15 protein-coding genes and 1 pseudogene are annotated in these 15,651 nt (G+C 61.0%); 10 read left to right on the forward strand and 6 right to left on the reverse strand.

Going from position 1 to position 15,651, the window contains the following annotated elements; all coding sequences use genetic code 11:
• Positions 1-243: 243 nt before the first annotated feature.
• From dnaK to hrcA, 3 genes and pseudogenes are all read right to left on the reverse strand, one after another.
• Positions 244-2,163 (reverse strand): annotated as a pseudogene (gene dnaK / locus QEZ49_RS14820) (molecular chaperone DnaK).
• A gap of 263 nt (positions 2,164-2,426) precedes the next feature.
• A complete protein-coding gene (gene grpE, locus QEZ49_RS14825) occupies positions 2,427-3,029 on the reverse strand; it encodes a nucleotide exchange factor GrpE (protein WP_280388568.1) in 603 nt (200 codons plus the stop codon).
• 76 nt (positions 3,030-3,105) lie between these two features.
• Positions 3,106-4,164: a heat-inducible transcriptional repressor HrcA gene (gene hrcA / locus QEZ49_RS14830; RefSeq protein WP_280388090.1), complete on the reverse strand. Its 1,059-nt coding sequence runs from the start codon at positions 4,162-4,164 to the stop codon at positions 3,106-3,108.
• A 149-nt stretch (positions 4,165-4,313) separates the two neighbouring features.
• On the opposite strand from hrcA, the gene rph reads away from it, so the two are divergent.
• The 7 genes from rph to QEZ49_RS14865 all read left to right on the forward strand — a co-directional run bounded on the left by rph (position 4,314) and on the right by QEZ49_RS14865 (position 9,925).
• Positions 4,314-5,027: a ribonuclease PH gene (gene rph / locus QEZ49_RS14835; RefSeq protein WP_280388093.1), complete on the forward strand. Its 714-nt coding sequence runs from the start codon at positions 4,314-4,316 to the stop codon at positions 5,025-5,027.
• Positions 5,028-5,152: 125 nt separating this feature from the next.
• Positions 5,153-5,566 carry a VOC family protein gene (locus QEZ49_RS14840; RefSeq protein WP_280388095.1) on the forward strand — a complete coding sequence of 138 codons (414 nt, stop codon included), beginning with the start codon at positions 5,153-5,155 and terminating at the stop codon, positions 5,564-5,566.
• Complete coding sequence (gene rdgB / locus QEZ49_RS14845; protein WP_280388097.1) at positions 5,563-6,186, forward strand: RdgB/HAM1 family non-canonical purine NTP pyrophosphatase; 624 nt, start codon at positions 5,563-5,565, stop codon at positions 6,184-6,186. The genes QEZ49_RS14840 and rdgB overlap by 4 nt, the downstream gene beginning before the upstream one ends.
• Entirely contained in the window at positions 6,170-7,393 is a 1,224-nt protein-coding gene (hemW, locus tag QEZ49_RS14850) for a radical SAM family heme chaperone HemW (RefSeq protein WP_280388099.1), read from the forward strand. The genes rdgB and hemW overlap by 17 nt, the downstream gene beginning before the upstream one ends.
• A gap of 30 nt (positions 7,394-7,423) precedes the next feature.
• Positions 7,424-7,981, forward strand: coding sequence for a YqaA family protein (locus QEZ49_RS14855; protein WP_083509750.1), 558 nt, complete (start codon positions 7,424-7,426; stop codon positions 7,979-7,981).
• 124 nt (positions 7,982-8,105) lie between these two features.
• Positions 8,106-8,627: a disulfide bond formation protein B gene (locus tag QEZ49_RS14860; protein WP_280388101.1), complete on the forward strand. Its 522-nt coding sequence runs from the start codon at positions 8,106-8,108 to the stop codon at positions 8,625-8,627.
• A 1,082-nt stretch (positions 8,628-9,709) separates the two neighbouring features.
• Positions 9,710-9,925 carry a hypothetical protein gene (locus QEZ49_RS14865; RefSeq protein ID WP_068462825.1) on the forward strand — a complete coding sequence of 72 codons (216 nt, stop codon included), beginning with the start codon at positions 9,710-9,712 and terminating at the stop codon, positions 9,923-9,925.
• A gap of 158 nt (positions 9,926-10,083) precedes the next feature.
• Here the strand turns inward: QEZ49_RS14865 and QEZ49_RS14870 are convergent, their stop codons facing one another.
• Positions 10,084-10,644, reverse strand: a complete 561-nt coding sequence (locus tag QEZ49_RS14870) for an HNH endonuclease (protein WP_173952771.1) — start codon at positions 10,642-10,644, stop codon at positions 10,084-10,086.
• 142 nt (positions 10,645-10,786) lie between these two features.
• Entirely contained in the window at positions 10,787-11,386 is a 600-nt protein-coding gene (locus QEZ49_RS14875; protein WP_280388105.1) for a DNA-3-methyladenine glycosylase 2 family protein, read from the reverse strand.
• A gap of 264 nt (positions 11,387-11,650) precedes the next feature.
• Here QEZ49_RS14875 and gluQRS point away from each other — a divergent pair, with 264 nt between their 5' ends.
• The gene (gene gluQRS, locus QEZ49_RS14880) at positions 11,651-12,517 is read left to right on the forward strand and encodes a tRNA glutamyl-Q(34) synthetase GluQRS (RefSeq protein ID WP_280388106.1); all 867 of its coding nucleotides are present in this window, start codon (positions 11,651-11,653) and stop codon (positions 12,515-12,517) included.
• 310 nt (positions 12,518-12,827) lie between these two features.
• A complete protein-coding gene (locus QEZ49_RS14885) occupies positions 12,828-13,226 on the forward strand; it encodes a hypothetical protein (RefSeq protein WP_280388108.1) in 399 nt (132 codons plus the stop codon).
• A 40-nt stretch (positions 13,227-13,266) separates the two neighbouring features.
• Here QEZ49_RS14885 and QEZ49_RS14890 read toward each other — a convergent pair whose 3' ends face one another.
• Positions 13,267-14,481 carry a penicillin-binding protein activator gene (locus QEZ49_RS14890; protein ID WP_280388109.1) on the reverse strand — a complete coding sequence of 405 codons (1,215 nt, stop codon included), beginning with the start codon at positions 14,479-14,481 and terminating at the stop codon, positions 13,267-13,269.
• Positions 14,482-14,715: 234 nt separating this feature from the next.
• Between QEZ49_RS14890 and rsmI the strand changes: the two genes are divergently transcribed.
• Entirely contained in the window at positions 14,716-15,651 is a 936-nt protein-coding gene (gene rsmI, locus QEZ49_RS14895) for a 16S rRNA (cytidine(1402)-2'-O)-methyltransferase (protein WP_280388111.1), read from the forward strand.

Below are 15,651 nucleotides of genomic sequence, written 5' to 3' on the forward strand. Positions count from 1 at the left end.
CGGCGCGGGGAAAGTGCGCGCCGACAACGAAAGCTAATGTGGAGAGGCTGTGGTATCGCCGCAAGGTGCAGGGAGCCACACAGGAAAAGCGATTGCTCTTATAGCGTTGGATGGCTGATTTGCCACGCTACTGAGGCGTTCCTGCGCGCTGCTGCTGCGCCTTTTCGTGGGTTGAAAACAAGAGCCCGGCACTAAGGCCGGGCTCGGTAGTGGTTTGGTGCGGCGGAACCACACCCTGTCAGATCAGGCCGACTTCTTCTTGTCGTCCTTTACTTCCTCGAAGTCGGCGTCGACGACATTGTCGTCGGCCGAAGCGCCACTGTCGGCGTCGTCACCATCGCCGCTGCCCTGCTGGGCGGCATAGATAGCCTCGCCAATCTTCATCGCAACCTGCGCCAGGGCAGTCGTTCCGGCCTGTACGCGCTCTGCGTCATCGGCCGAGATGGCTTCCTTGAGGTCGGCGATTGCCTTCTCGACGTCGGACTTCACGGCGGCGACGCCAGCGTTCGACCCGTTCTCGGAAAGCTGCTTTTCGGTGCTGTGAATCAGGGCTTCGGCCTGGTTCTTGGCTTCGATCAGCTCGCGCTTCTTCTTGTCTTCGGCAGCGTGCGATTCAGCATCCTTGACCATCTTGTCGATCTCGGAGTCGCTGAGACCGCCAGAAGCCTGGATGCGGATCGACTGTTCCTTGGCCGTCGCCTTGTCCTTGGCGGAAACGTGCACGATGCCGTTGGCGTCGATGTCGAACGTCACCTCAACCTGCGGAACGCCGCGCGGTGCAGGCGGGATGCCGACGAGATCGAACTGACCCAGCAGCTTGTTGTCCGCTGCCATCTCGCGCTCACCCTGGCTGACGCGGATCGTTACCGCGTTCTGATTGTCCTCGGCGGTCGAGAAGGTCTGGCTCTTCTTGGTAGGAATGGTGGTGTTACGCTCGATCAGACGCGTGAACACGCCGCCCAGCGTCTCGATACCCAGCGAAAGCGGGGTCACGTCGAGCAGCAGAACGTCCTTCACGTCACCCTGCAGAACGCCGGCCTGGATAGCGGCGCCGATGGCGACGACTTCGTCCGGGTTGACGCCCTTGTGCGGTTCCTTGCCGAAGATCTGCTTTACGATTTCCTGCACCTTCGGCATGCGCGTCATGCCACCGACGAGAACCACTTCGTCGATGTCGGCAGCCTTGAGGCCAGCGTCCTTCAGTGCCTTTTCGCACGGTCCGACGCGTGCGCGGTGATCGAGGTCGTCAACCAGAGCTCTCCAGCTTGGCGCGGGTGAGCTTCATCGTCAGATGCTTCGGACCGGAAGCGTCAGCGGTGATGAACGGCAGGTTGATTTCAGTCTGCGTGGCGCTCGACAGCTCGATCTTCGCCTTTTCCGCAGCTTCCTTCAGGCGCTGCAGAGCAAGCTTGTCGTTGCGCAGGTCGATGCCCTGCTCCTTCTTGAACTCGTCGGCGAGGTATTCGACCAGCTTCATGTCGAAGTCTTCACCGCCGAGGAACGTGTCACCGTTCGTCGACTTCACTTCGAAGACGCCGTCGCCGATTTCAAGAATGGAGATATCGAACGTACCGCCGCCGAGGTCGTACACAGCGATGGTCTGGGAATCTTTCTTCTTGTCGAGACCGTAGGCGAGTGCAGCTGCCGTCGGCTCGTTGATGATGCGGAGCACTTCAAGGCCAGCGATGCGGCCAGCATCCTTGGTGGCCTGGCGCTGGGCGTCGTTGAAGTAGCGGGAACGGTGATCACCGCCTGCGTGATCTTCTCGCCAAGCTTTGCCTCGGCGGTTTCCTTCATCTTCTGCAGGATGAAAGCGGAGATCTGCTGCGGAGAATAATCCTTGCCGTGGGCTTCAACCCAGGCGTCGCCGTTCGGACCCTTGACGATCTTGTACGGGACGAGATTCTTGTCCTTCTCGACGGTGGGATCGTCGTAGCGACGGCCGATGAGGCGCTTGATCGCGAAGAAGGTGTTGATCGGGTTGGTAACAGCCTGACGCTTGGCAGGCAGGCCGACGAGCTTTTCGTCATCGGCGGCGAACGCCACAACGGAAGGCGTCGTGTTCGCGCCCTCGGCGTTTTCCAATACACGCGGCTTGCCGCCCTCCATCACCGCCACACACGAGTTGGTGGTTCCGAGGTCGATGCCGATAACTTTTGCCATGGTGCTAATCCTCATCCTTCTGCGGCAGACCGTCCGGACCCTGGTTGTCCTGGCGTCCGGAATAACCGCAGCGCGATACAGCGCGCCGGTGCGATCCCCTATGGAGCATCCAAACGGTAAACGCGGCTTATATAAGATGGCTTTCTGTGCACGCAACGGGCTCGGTTTGTGCCCGTTGCGTAATTTTCGGCCCTAAGCCGCCTACATTCGCCGCCGCGAAGTGATCTTTCATACGCGGCTGCGGAAACATTTGTGAGCCGCCGTTAGCCGGCCGCTGGGGAACCATTTCCAGGCTGTGCATCCTGTTTGCGCTGGCCGCCCTTGGAAACAACAACCATCGCCGGGCGCAAAACGCGATCTTCAATCAGGTAACCGGGCTGATACACCTGAACGACGGTTCCAGATGCAACATCAGGCTGCTCGATCTCGGCCATTGCCTGATGCTGGTGCGGATTGAACGGCTCGCCTTCCGGATCAATGCGGCGAACGCCGTTGCGTTCCAGTACGTTGAGGAACTCGCGCTCGGTCATCGAAACGCCTTCCATCAGCGCCTTCAATGCCGGATCGGCGTCAGCGGCACCAGCGGGCACGGCGGAAGTTGCGCGCTGCAGATTGTCGCCGATCGACAGCAGATCACGCGCGAATTTGGAGATGGCATACTTCGCCGTATCTTCCTTGTCGCGCTCGGTGCGCTTGCGCAGGTTGTCCATTTCGGCATGGGCCCGCAGCAGGCGGTCGGTCAGGTCGGAAATGCGAGCTTCAAGCTCAACCACGGTTCCCGACGCTTCTCCGTTGCCAGAAGGGCGCGCAGCCTCGTTCTCGGGGCGTGCGTTCGGTTCGGGCTTGTTTTCGTCTTCAGCCATGATCTCTCCGCGACGTGCTTCTTTATCGGGGAAGCACCTTAAGAATGCGGGCCCGATATCAGGCGATGTATGGCAAAAATCAAGTCAACAGTCGGCTAACGAGCTTGGCGGTGTAGTCCACCATAGGAATTATTCGCGCGTAATTGATTCGTGTTGGACCGATAACGCCCAGCACGCCGACCACTTTCCTGCGCTCATCCTGGAACGGCGCGACAATCAGCGACGAGCCGGAAAGCGAGAACAGCTTGTTCTCCGAGCCGATGAAAATGCGCACGCCATCGGCGCTTTCAGACAGCCCCAACAGCTGCACAAGGTCGCGCTTGCGCTCCAGATCGTCGAACAGGTGACGGATGCGCTCCAGATCGTCCTGCGCGTTCACATCCTTCAGCAGATTGGCCTGACCGCGGACAATCAGGCTTTTGCGGTCGTCGATGGTGCCCGACCATTCAGCCAGTCCGGACTGAATGAAACGCTTGGTCAGCTCATCCAGCTCGGCGCGTGATGATTGGAGCTGCTGCTCAATACGCGCACGCGCTTCCGACATTGTCAGGCCGCGCACGTGCGCGTTGAGATAATTTGCCGCCTCGGCCAATGCTGAGGGCGGCATGCCCTTCGGCAGATCGACGATGCGGTTTTCAACTGTCTGATCCTCGTCAACCAGTACCACCAGCGCCTTGCCGGGCTCCAGCAGCACAAATTCAATGTGCTTCAGCCGCGTGACCTGCTTGTCGGCCAATACAACGCCAGCGCAATGGGAAAGCCCGGAGATCATTTCGCCGACATCGCGCAGCACGTCGTCCACCGTCGTCGCCTGGCGGCCCGCGATGTGCGCTTCGATCTGGCGGCGTTCGCGCGTATCGAGATCGCCGACCTCCAGCAGGCCATCGACGAAAAGCCGCAGGCCAAGCTGTGTTGGCAGGCGACCGGCTGAAGTGTGCGGCGCAACGATGAGCCCGAGCTGCTCCAGATCCGACATCACGTTGCGGATGGACGCCGGCGAAAGCGCCATCGGCAGCACGCGCGACAGATTGCGCGAGCCAACCGGTTCGCCGGTCTCCAGATAGGATTCGACGATCTGCCGGAGAATAGTGCGGGAGCGTTCGTTCAGTCGCGTCAGTCCGCTGGTGTTTTCGTTCATCGTTCGGGGTCGAACCTCAACCTGAAGGTTGTGAAGATTACGGACGCTGCATGGCCTTCGTCAAACGCTGTGGCGGTTTTGGTTGATGCCGGGCGGCCCCTCCCGTAGGTTCGGCCAAATTTCCTGCAACAACTCCGGTATGCCTGCCCATGCGCCCTTCTAAACGCAATCCCGACGAACTACGCCGCGTTTCAATTGAACGTGCGGTCTCCCGGCACGCTGAAGGTTCGTGCCTTATCAAGTTCGGAGATACGCATGTGCTGTGCACGGCTAGTCTTGAGGAGCGCGTTCCACCGTGGCTCAAGGGGCAGGGGCGTGGCTGGGTGACGGCCGAATACGGCATGCTGCCGCGTTCGACAACCGATCGCATGCGGCGCGAAGTTACTGTCGGGCATCCTTCCGGCCGCACGCAGGAAATCCAGCGTCTCATCGGGCGGTCGCTGCGCGCCATCGTTGATCTCAACAAACTGGGCGAGCGGCAGATTACCGTCGACTGCGACGTGATCCAGGCCGATGGCGGCACCCGCACCGCGGCCATCACCGGTGCCTGGGTTGCTCTGTATGACTGCATCCAGTGGATGAAGCTGCGCGACATGGTGAAGGATGACGTGCTGCGCGATCACGTTGCGGCCGTTAGCTGCGGTATCTATCGCGGTACGCCGGTTCTCGATCTGGATTACGCTGAGGATTCCTCGGCCGACGCTGACTCCAATTTCGTCATGACGGGAGCGGGTGGCATCGTTGAAGTGCAGGGCACCGCAGAAACGGTTGCGTTCAGCCAGGAAAGCTTCGACCAGATGATGGCGCTGGCGCGCAAGGGCATCGGCGAGCTGGTCGCATTGCAGAAGCTAACCGTCTCCTGACAATCCGGTGTATCGAGTGTGTGGCGACAACCTGAATGCTGATATGCAGTCTGACGGGTTTTTGCTGCCGCTCATGCGCTGCTTGAGAGCAGACACTAGAAACGCTAACCGCCGGGTCTGACCAAATGCGTCCCGCTGCCATCCTGGAAACTGTGCTCTATGCCCGCGATCTTGAGGCCATAGAAGAATTCTACCGCCGCGTGCTGGAGCTGGAGCCGTTTGCCAAAGAGGCCGGGCGCCAGGTGTTCTATCGTCTTGGCGATCAGGTGCTGTTGATCTTCAATCCCATCGCCACCAGCCGCGCCCCGGAAGAGGATGCGCCGCTGCCCGTGCCGCCGCATGGCGCTGATGGCGAGGGGCATGTCTGTTTTGCGGCATCGGGCGACGAAATCACCGATTGGCGCAAGCACCTCGAAGCAAGCGGCATCGCCATCGAAGCTGATTTCGAATGGCCGGGCGGTGGCCGTTCCATCTATTTCCGCGACCCCGCTGGCAACTGCCTCGAATTCGCAGAGCCGCGCATCTGGAGCAAGCAATGACCCGACGTCTGAAGCGCGGCGATCGTCTCGTCGTCGCGACTCACAATCCCGGCAAGGTCTGGGAGATCAACAAGCTGCTGGAGCCCTATGGTCTCGCTGCCGTTTCCGCTGGCGATCTGGGGCTTGAAGAGCCGGTCGAAACCGAAACGACGTTCGAGGGCAACGCCAGCCTCAAGGCGGTGTTTGCGGCCAAGGGTGCCAATCTGCCCGCGTTGGCCGATGATAGCGGCATTGAAATTGACGCGCTGGATGGCGCTCCGGGCGTCTATACCGCTGACTGGGCCGGGCCTGATCGCGACTTTTCCCTCGCCATGGAGCGGGTTAACCGCGAGCTGGTGGAGCGCCAGAACTGGCAGGGCGAGCCGCTGAAGGCTAACTTTATCTCGGTGTTGTGCTTGGCATGGCCCGATGGAGAGGTGCAGTTCTTCAAGGGCCGGGTCGATGGCGATATCGTCTGGCCGCCCCGCGGTGGCAACGGTTTCGGCTATGATCCGATGTTCGTCGCCGAGGGCCACGCGCAAACGTTCGGCGAAATGGAGCCGGCCAGCAAATATGCGATCTCGCACCGAACCCGTGCGTTCGACCACTTCAAGCGGGCTGTCCTTGACGACGCCGGCTGACGAAGTTGCGTTCGGCGTTTATGTGCACTGGCCGTTCTGCGCCCAGAAGTGCCCTTATTGCGACTTCAACAGCCACGTGCGCTTCGGCGGCATCGATGAAGCGCGCTTCCGCGCCGCCTTTCTGCGCGAGCTCGATGTCACCGCGCAGCGCATCGGTCCGCGCCGGGTGTCGAGTATATTCTTTGGCGGCGGCACGCCATCGCTGATGCAGCCGGAAACGGTTGCGGCCATCCTCGATCGCATCGCCGCGCTGTGGAGCGTGGACGCCGATGCGGAGATAACGCTGGAAGCCAATCCCGGCAGCGTCGAGGCGGATCGCTTTCGCGGCTTTCGCACCGCCGGCGTCAATCGCGCGTCGCTCGGCGTGCAGTCACTGCACGACGACATTCTGCGTTCGCTCGGCCGTATCCATTCTGTGGCGGAGGCAAAGCGCGCGATCGAGATTGCCCGCTCCACGTTCGATCGCTTCTCGTTCGATCTCATCTATGCACGCCCGAAGCAGCAGCCCGAGCAATGGCGCGAAGAGCTGCGCGAGGCGCTGTCCATCGCAGGCGGGCATCTGTCGCTCTATCAGCTCACGATTGAGCCCGACACGCCGTTCGCCAAGCTGTACGCGGCCGGCAAGCTGACGGTGCCGGATGGCGATGCCGCTGCGGAGCTCTATGCCATCACGCAGGAGCTGACGGCGGCAGTCGGGTTGCCGACCTACGAAATTTCCAATCACGCAGCGCCTGGCGAAGAAAGCCGCCACAACCTGCTCTACTGGCGCTACGGCGAATATGCCGGGATCGGTCCCGGTGCGCATGGGCGGCTGCATCTCAGCAACGGACACATCGGCACCAGCACGGAACGCCATCCGGAAACCTGGGCCAGTCTCGTTGAAAAGAACGGCCACGGCATCATCGAGGAAACGCCGCTTTCACCGTCCGAGCAGGCTGACGAAATGGTGATGATGGGACTGCGGCTGGTTGAGGGTATTGATCTCGACAGCCTGTGGCGGCGTACCGGGGCGCGCCCTGCTCCCGCCGTCATCGGCGCGCTGCTTGCAGATGGCATGATTGAGCGCGTTCCGGGCACTGCCAGCCGCATCCGGGCATCGGCTGACGGTCGCTTCGTTCTCAATGCAATCGTGCTACGACTGGCGATGAGCTTTTCCAACGATCCAGGCCTCCGCCCGGCAAGCCTGTTCCCACCCGCCGCTGAATAACGGATCCCCATGCGAAAGATGTACGACTGGATGATGCGGATGGCTGCCAGCAAGCGCGCACCTGCAGCGCTGGGCACGGTTTCGTTCATGGAAAGCTCGTTCTTTCCAATTCCGCCGGACGTGATGCTCATTCCGATGATCCTCACCAACCGGTCGAAGGCGTGGTGGTACGCCACCATCGCCACGGTCACGTCGGTGCTGGGCGGCCTGCTAGGATACGCGATCGGCTATTTTGCGTTTGAGGCAATCGGCAAGCCCATTCTGGCGTTCTACGGCAAGGAGCACGCGCTCGATTCATTCATTGCGTTCGTGCAGCAGTATGGCGTGCCCGCGATCATCATCAAGGGCGCGACGCCGATACCGTTCAAGGTTGTCACCATCGCGGCGGGTGTCGCGCACATGGATCTGATGGCGTTTATCGGCGCCAGCATCGTTGCGCGCGCGATGCGCTTCTATCTGGTGGCTGCGCTGCTCTATTTCTTCGGCGAACCCATCAAGCACTTTATCGAAAAGCGTCTGACGCTGGTAACGACGGTGTTTGTCGTGGTCTTGGTCAGCGGGTTCGTGGCTGTTAAATATCTGTTCTAGGCTATTTCCGCCGTGCGGCGCCTCCCGTTGTGGGCTGACACAGTCGGGATTGCCGGGCCCTTTGTCGAAGAGGCCATTTAGTTTCGCGTTTTGTGGTTCACGTCATTGAGGTCTCAAGCACGCCATGCCGCTGTCAGGATCAAATCCAGCCCGCAACACCGCCTATCAGTCTGGCGCCCTGGCGTTGCTGTTCGCTGCAGCGGCTATTCTCATCGCGTTGGCGTATGAGCACATCGGCGGCTATGCCCCGTGCGAGCTCTGCCTCATGCAGCGCTACGCTTTTTATGCTGGCGTTCCGGCGCTGTTTCTTGCGCTGGTGGCTTACAGCGCTGGCCAGCGCGCCGTTGCCGCGCTGCTGTTCGGCCTCGTGGGATTGGCGTTTCTCGGCAATGCGGGGCTGGCCGCGTATCACGCCGGTGTTGAATGGCGCTTCTGGGAAGGGCCCTCTGGCTGCACCGGCTCGCAGGAGCTGACGACCAGCGCAGGCAACCTGCTTGAAGCGCTGCAGCAAACGCACGTCGTCCGTTGCGATGAAGCTGCGTGGCGTTTCCTCGGCGTTTCGTTCGCGGGCTGGAACGTTGTTTGTTCTCTCCTCATCATGTGGCTGAGTTTCAGCGCCATGCGCAGGGCAGCGCGCGCTGCATAATTGTGCGCGCCTGTGGAAAAACTCGAAAGTTATCCACAGAACAAACGCTTGAGCGTCGCATCTCTTTGCGTTCAGCAACTGTCAAGCAAAATACCGTGGGTCTGACACGCGGCTGCCTTTCCGTGGTCAAAAAGTAACGGTCTATTACTCCTCGTTCGCGGAACACAGCGGTGACGAGTTGAGTTGAGCCAGCGAACAGCAAGTCTTGCGGCTTTAGAGCCCAACAGTTTCTCGGCGTAGCGAGAGCGAGTTGCAAGGCAGCGTGTGCGTGGCGTCAGCTTGAGTTGAGTTGAGTTGAGTTGAGTTGAGTTGAGTTGGTTGCGTTCGTGTCGTGTTGCGTATGTAGCGTCCAGTTGCGTCTCGGCTTCGTCAGTTGGTGTTTCGCGTCAATCTATTTGGGACCTCCCGCATCCCGTGAGTTGTGTAACGAGTTCAGTCGCGTTGTTCGTGAAGCGTAGCGTGCCAGCGTAATCAGTGCCCCGCGTTTCAGTATCCGGTTCGCGTCGAATGTCCCGTTAGTCCATTTCAGTACTGCGTAAGTAAGCGTTGCGTCTGTTGCGTTTTGTAGCGTCCCCGTTGCGTAAAATGCGTCTCTGCCATCCCCCCAGTGCGCTCCTGATCGAGCGTGCAACATAGCGGCGGACCACTCAAAGGCTTAGTTCGTGCGTTCCTTTGAGTGGTCATGCTCTCCAGCGGGTGAGCGGCAATGAGTTCAGTGCGGTTGCGTTGAGTGTAGTCAGTTCAAGTCAGACAGTGAGGTGTAGCGTGGTCGTTCAGTCGTCTGATTGGCGTTCTTTAGGTGATGTAATCGGCGATGTTCTCGTCGCTATCGGCAGCCCGTCGTCCTCGACGGACGGACCAATAGCGTCGGCGTCAACAAAGTAAGCACGCCGCGTACTCGGATCAGAGGGGGCAGCCCCTCAAACGAGATGGCAAGCATATCGAGCGCAGGAGAGTATCCAATCCGCAGTCGTGTCACATGAACTGGTTTCGCGTCGTGACGCATTGCTCTGTGTGCTTGCCGCCAATTTTCCGCCTCAGCGCCGGGGCAATGTAAGGGCGCGTAAATGAGGAGACGTCAAATGAGTATCCAGCACATCAATCCTCTGCAGTGGCATCAGGCGATGGGCGTTGCGCGCACGTCATGCGCTCGCTTCTTCCGTGATGGCGGCGCTCCTGCCGATGCGCTTCTTGCATTCGGTCTCAATGCTGATGATCGAACGGCGAACGACTGGAGCCGCGCGGTTGAGGCGATTGCCGAATCCTTGTGCGCAGCTCCGATGAAGCGCGCAGCCTAACGGCGGAAAGCGCAGCACCGGCATCCGGCTGATGTGCTGCATCGCGCACGAATGAATTCGTTTCCCCCCGAAACGATAAAGGCCCTGCGGTTCTCTCCGCCGGGCCTTTTTTGTTGGCAGCCAATTAGACGCGTGCGCATCGTGATGCCGGTCGCCTGTTACGGCAGCAGCTCGGTATCCCAATAGAGATAGTCTAGCCAGCTTTCATGCAGATAGTTCGGCGGGAACAGGCGGCCGTTGCGGTGAAGCTCAAACACCGTCGGCCGATATGGCGACTGGCGTGGCAGCATACCGATATCCTTCGGCATCGAATCGCTTTTGCGCAGATTGCACGGCGCGCAGGCGGCGACGACGTTATCCCAACGGGTCAACCCGCCGCGTGAGCGCGGAATGAGATGATCGAATGTTAGATCATCGCGCGAGCCGCAATACTGGCAACTGAAGCGGTCGCGCAGGAACACGTTGAACCGCGTGAATGCGGGATAAAGCGCCGGTTTCACATAGGTTTTGAGGGAAACGACGCTGGGCAGCCGGATCTCTGCGGTGGGGCTGCGAACGAAGCGGTCGTATTCGGAGACGATATTGACGCGATCAAGAAATACCGCTTTCACCGATTCCTGCCAGCTCCAGAGCGATAATGGATAGTAGCTCAAGGGCCGGAAGTCGGCGTTTAGGACCAATGCTGGAAAGCTGGCCGGAATGGCAGCGTGTGCATCCACTGTGGTTATGTCCTATCGGCGTTAGTTCGAATCGTCTCTCCTCGCGTGTTCGGCCGGAATACTAGCGATGCATATCAACTCTGTGAAGGTCTTGCCGAAAGTGTGATCAAGCGGCGATTTGAACAATGATAAGCCGCAGAAATCATGAGGGTTTCTTCGCTAGTAAGGCGCGGTCGGCCACCTTGTAATACGCCCACAAAAGATGCGCTGCGACGCCGCGCCATGGTTTCCAGCGCTCCGCGATGGCGAGTAACTCGTCCCGATTGGGACGGTTTTCGAGCCCCAGAGCGGCGCATGCGGATATCTGCAGGGCCAGATCACCGGCGGCAAAAGCGTCGGCACGCCCCAGGCAGAACAGCATGTAGATCTCAGCAGACCACGGACCGACGCCCGGCAGGGCAGTAAGTGTCGTGAGCAGATCGTCTTCGGGTAGGCTGCCTAGAGCGTCCAAGTCGAAGCCGTTTTCAATGGCGGTTGCAATACCGCGCAGTGTTTTGACCTTGCCCCGTGATAGCCCGACCTGACGCAGGTCATTGTCGCTCAACAGCAGGAAGTTCTGCGGCGTCACGGCCGGAGCGGTCGCCAGTTCGAGACGACCCCATATCGCTTGCGCCGCCGCCAGTGAAACCTGCTGACCGACGACAATGCGTGTCAGGCCGGCGAAGCCGGGCCGATAGTCCCGTAGGGGTGGATCGCCGGTCAGATCGTGGATGCGCCGGATATGCGGGCACTTGCGGCGCAAGGATCGAACGCCCTTTCGCATCGTTTCCGCATCGATGATTATTGAGGCTGTCCGGCGGTCAGGCATCGCTCTGCTTCGCTGCGGGGTATAATGACTTCCTGAGCCTAGGCACGCTGACCGTAACTTGCAAACGGGCACCTTAGGCGTGGTGGGGTGCTGCTTTCAGTGACGCCGTGATTTGTGCGCGCTGTTGTTTCCAGCGTCGTTGCCGCGATAAGCAGTGCTGCATGGTTTAACCGCAATCAAAATAGCTTGGCTTCCTGTATGCCATCCCGCGCCGTATATCGTTTCGCACCAAGTCCGAATGGGCCGCTGCATCTTGGTCATGCGCTGTCAGCGCTCACCGGCTTTGAGTTGGCTCGTCGGGCCAATGGATGCTTTCTGGTGCGCATCGAAGATATCGATGTGGTTCGCTGCAGACCGGAGCTGGTTGCGCAGGTGTTCGCTGATCTGGCTTGGCTCGGCATTGGGTGGGAGCAACCGGTGATGCATCAATCGCAGCGGTTTGATGTTTACGCTGCCGCTGCTGCAAAGTTGCGCGCCGAAGGCTTGCTTTACCCCTGCTTTGCTACTCGCGCCGAAGTACATGCGGCCGCAGTTCCCGACGCAACCGATCCAGATGGAGCTCCGCTATATCCAGGGCTGCACCGCCATTTATCGCATGACGATATTGAAGCGCGCATCGCGGCGGGGCAGCCGTTCGCGTTGCGGATCGATATGCAGCGGGCTGTCGCTCGCGCGCTCGAAATGCTGAACGGTGCGCCGCTGACATTCACGGAGTTGGGCAAGGGCGGTACGCGTACAGTATTGCCGGCGAACGCTGAGGCGTGGGGTGATGCCGTCATCGTGCGCAAGGACGTGCCGGCGAGTTATCATCTGGCGGTCGTCGTCGATGACGCTGCGCAGGGCGTTACGCATGTCACGCGTGGGCGGGATCTGTTCCACGCAACGGGCCTGCACCGGCTGCTGCAAGTACTGCTGGGGTTGCCAGAACCGCTCTATCACCACCATCGCCTGCTGACGGACGATGAAGGCCGCAAGCTGGCAAAGAGCGCGGGCGATATTGGTCTCGCCGCGTTGCGGGCGCAGGGCGTGACGGCTGCGGACGTGCGCCGGCTGTGCGGCTTTTGACGGCGCCCGACGCGGGAGTAAGCCAGTGCTCCAGTAAAATCTGAGAAACAGTGGCCTAAGCCAAGCTAAACACGTCAAAAAATACCTTGGTAAGTACTTTCTTAAGCGTTGTGCCTAAAAAATACATTGGCTTAGCGCCGCCACTCGGCCAAAGGCGATGCCAAATGTTAGCGTAACAGTCGAAGTCGTTGTCTAATAAAGCGAATAATGGCACGATGTTGGGTGTTTCAGTCTTTGCATGCTTTAGGTGTGCTGTTGCCGCTAGTGGCGCGTATGCAACTTGATCAATCACGGATTGAGAGGCACCGCGATGTTTCGAAGCCTTATTGCCCCGGCCAAAATCACCGTCGCCAGTCTGGCTGCGCTGCTGCCGTTGCACGCAGCGACCGCGTCGCGCGCGCGACGAGATGAACTGCCCGCCGTTGTCGAACCGGTACGCATCACAGCCGCCGACCATTGGACCCGTGTCACGTCGGTGCTCCGGAGTGCGATGCAGCGGCTTGAGCGGATCAAAAGCCTGCACCGGACCGCCGCCCAGCAGCTTGATTCCGTCGACTATGCGTTGACGCAGTTGCTGCATGATCTGCGGCCCGCGATGGCGCTGCCGACCGATGTTTCCGGTCTGCGCGCTGTGCTGGCGGAGGCTGAGCGACAGGGTGCAGCTCAGCGCTCGCGGTATCCGCGTCACGCCACGGCGCTGGCGGCCTGAGCATCTGCGGCAGCGTAGTGCTAGCTGCCGCGCTCACGGCTCAGTTCTGCGATGGAATGGAGCCGGTGGTGGCAATCTGATCGGCCGTAGAAACGCGCGTTGCCTCGAAGCTGGCGGGCGCTGTGTCGACAACGGCCGCACCGAACTGCTGCACCTCAAGCACGGCCAGTCCGCGTTCGCTCATGCCATCGGGGCGGAAGCGCACGATGCCATCGACGCCTGCAAAACCGTTGGCGCGGGTCAGATTGGCCTGCGTATAGCGTGCGCCCGGTGCGTTGCTGGCCAGCCCGATGGCAATGCCGATTGCGTCATAGGCAGCTGAGGCCATGCGCGGCGGCGCGGTGCCGAATGTCTTGGCGAAACGCTCCGAGAAGCCGCGCCATGCCGCCGGATCGGCGCTTGGATACCAGCCGCCGATAAACGCCTGCTCGCGGCTGATGGCGGGATAATCCCAGGCGCTGGTGCCCAGTAGTTTGACCTTGCGCGTGTCGAGGCCTGAATAGGCGATGACGGGGCCGATCTGCGGCAGCGACTCCTGCCCCGCAGGCAGGAACAGTGCATCGATCGGCGCCATTTGCGCTTCGGCGCCCTTGATGATCTCAACCAGCCGCTTTGCGGGTTCAAGCATGCCGTTAGGCGTCGGCGGATAACGCTCAATCGTAGCCACGACGCCGCCGTTGCGCTGGACCGAGCGCCGGAACGCCTCTTCGACAACCGAGCCATACGCGCTGTTGGGAATGAGGGCGGCGAAGCGGCGCTTACCCTTGGAAGCGGCGTACGAAACGATGCGTTCGGTTTCCTGCTCCGCCAAGAAGCTCAGCAGATAAACACCGCGACCGGCCACCTGCGAATTATTGGAGAAGGAAACAACCGGCACGTTGGCGCTGGCAGCAGCGGGCGCGACCCCGGTCACGGCGTCGGCCAGCAGCGGCCCGATGATGATCTCGGCGCCTTCCCGGATTGCAGCGTCGGCTGCGGCTCGCGCACCAGCGGCCGTGCCGCCGTCGTCCTTGGTGATGAGTTCGACGTTAGGGTCGTTCTGCTCAAACAGCGCCATCTCAGCGCCCTGCTTCATCCCCTTTGCGGTGGATGCCATTTCACCCATGCCGGCCAGCGGCAGCAGTAGAGCGATTTTTACCGGTGCACGGATCTGGCCCTGGCTGAGGCCGGGCGGTGGTGCCAGCGCTGCCGAAGGCGTTGCGCTGCCGCCCATGCCGCCGGTGGAGCAGCCTGCGAACAGAGTGGCCGCAAGCATCCCCAGTGCTGCAGAGGCAACCCCGCGGCCTGTCAGCCTTGCTCGCTGCACGCTGTTTCGCATCAGATGTGGCCCCGCATCTTAAGGCCTTCCGACGCCGCGTGTTGGTTTCTGCGGGCGGAAGGGTGTAACGACTCACAAGTCTTTGGTTAGCCGCTCGATTCGCCTGCGGGAAGTGCCGCTCTGCCACTATCGTGAACATTCGACCCCACCCCCAGGAAAGTGTCCTTTACCATGGCCGAATCATCCACCGATTTCAGTCATTTGATGGCCCGAGCCGGTGGAGAACTGGCGCGCCAGACCGCGCCGCCGTTGCCCGCCGGGCTCTATGCGGTGGCGACGCCTATAGGCAACCTGGGCGACATCACCCTGCGAGCGCTTGCAGTATTGGCCCGCGCGGACATCATCCTGTGCGAAGACACGCGCCATAGCCGCACGCTACTGGCGCATTTCGCGATCACCGCGCCGATGCGGCCCTATCACGAGCACAACGCAGCGCGGGAGCGGCCGCGGGTACTGGCGGACCTGGCGGAGGGCAAGCGCATAGCGTTGATTTCGGATGCGGGCACGCCGCTGATTTCCGATCCGGGCTGGAAGCTGATGCGCGAGGCCATCGATGCGGGGCACCACGTTGAAGCGCTGCCGGGCGCTTCGGCGCCGCTGGTTGCGTTGACGATTGCCGGTCTGCCAACCGATGCATTCCTGTTTGCCGGGTTCCTGCCGCCCAAGTCGGCGGCGCGGCAGACGCGCATCCGCGAGCTGGCTGGCGTTCCGGCGACGCTGGTTTTCTTCGAGTCGCCTACGCGGGCACCGGAAGCGATGGCAGATCTGGCCGCAGTGCTAGGCCCTCGGCCGGCGGCGTTGGCGCGCGAACTGACCAAGCTGCATGAGCAGGTGTTGCGCGGAACGCTCGATGGGCTGGCGGCAGAGCTGGCGGAACGGCCGGTGAAGGGCGAGTGCGTTATTCTGGTGGGCGCACCTGTGGTAACGGCAGCCACCGACGATGATGTCGTCGCTCATTTGCAGCGGGCGCTGGCGGACATGAGCCTGCGAGACGCCTCAAAGGCGGTTTCGGAAGCGTTGAATGTGCCTAAAAACCGCGTCTATGAGCTGGGCTTGCAGCTGCGGCAGAACGGCGGTGACGACGGCGCGGACGATGCGGAGAGCTAG

Origin of the sequence: Hyphomicrobium sp. D-2, assembly GCF_029872155.1 — a bacterium.
Classification (GTDB): Bacteria; Pseudomonadota; Alphaproteobacteria; order Rhizobiales; family Hyphomicrobiaceae; genus Hyphomicrobium_A.

Excerpts from the sequence above, each read along its gene's own strand:
- rsmI (WP_280388111.1), top strand. The coding sequence starts at position 14,716 with ATGGCCGAATCATCCACCGATTTCAGTCATTTGATGGCCCGAGCCGGT.
- QEZ49_RS14890 (WP_280388109.1), bottom strand. The coding sequence starts at position 14,481 with ATGCTTGCGGCCACTCTGTTCGCAGGCTGCTCCACCGGCGGCATGGGC.
- QEZ49_RS14885 (WP_280388108.1), top strand. The coding sequence starts at position 12,828 with ATGTTTCGAAGCCTTATTGCCCCGGCCAAAATCACCGTCGCCAGTCTG.
- QEZ49_RS14860 (WP_280388101.1), top strand. The coding sequence starts at position 8,106 with ATGCCGCTGTCAGGATCAAATCCAGCCCGCAACACCGCCTATCAGTCT.
- gluQRS (WP_280388106.1), top strand. The coding sequence starts at position 11,651 with ATGCCATCCCGCGCCGTATATCGTTTCGCACCAAGTCCGAATGGGCCG.
- rph (WP_280388093.1), top strand. The coding sequence starts at position 4,314 with ATGCGCCCTTCTAAACGCAATCCCGACGAACTACGCCGCGTTTCAATT.
- QEZ49_RS14855 (WP_083509750.1), top strand. The coding sequence starts at position 7,424 with ATGATGCGGATGGCTGCCAGCAAGCGCGCACCTGCAGCGCTGGGCACG.
- rdgB (WP_280388097.1), top strand. The coding sequence starts at position 5,563 with ATGACCCGACGTCTGAAGCGCGGCGATCGTCTCGTCGTCGCGACTCAC.
- hrcA (WP_280388090.1), bottom strand. The coding sequence starts at position 4,164 with ATGAACGAAAACACCAGCGGACTGACGCGACTGAACGAACGCTCCCGC.
- QEZ49_RS14865 (WP_068462825.1), top strand. The coding sequence starts at position 9,710 with ATGAGTATCCAGCACATCAATCCTCTGCAGTGGCATCAGGCGATGGGC.
- QEZ49_RS14840 (WP_280388095.1), top strand. The coding sequence starts at position 5,153 with ATGCGTCCCGCTGCCATCCTGGAAACTGTGCTCTATGCCCGCGATCTT.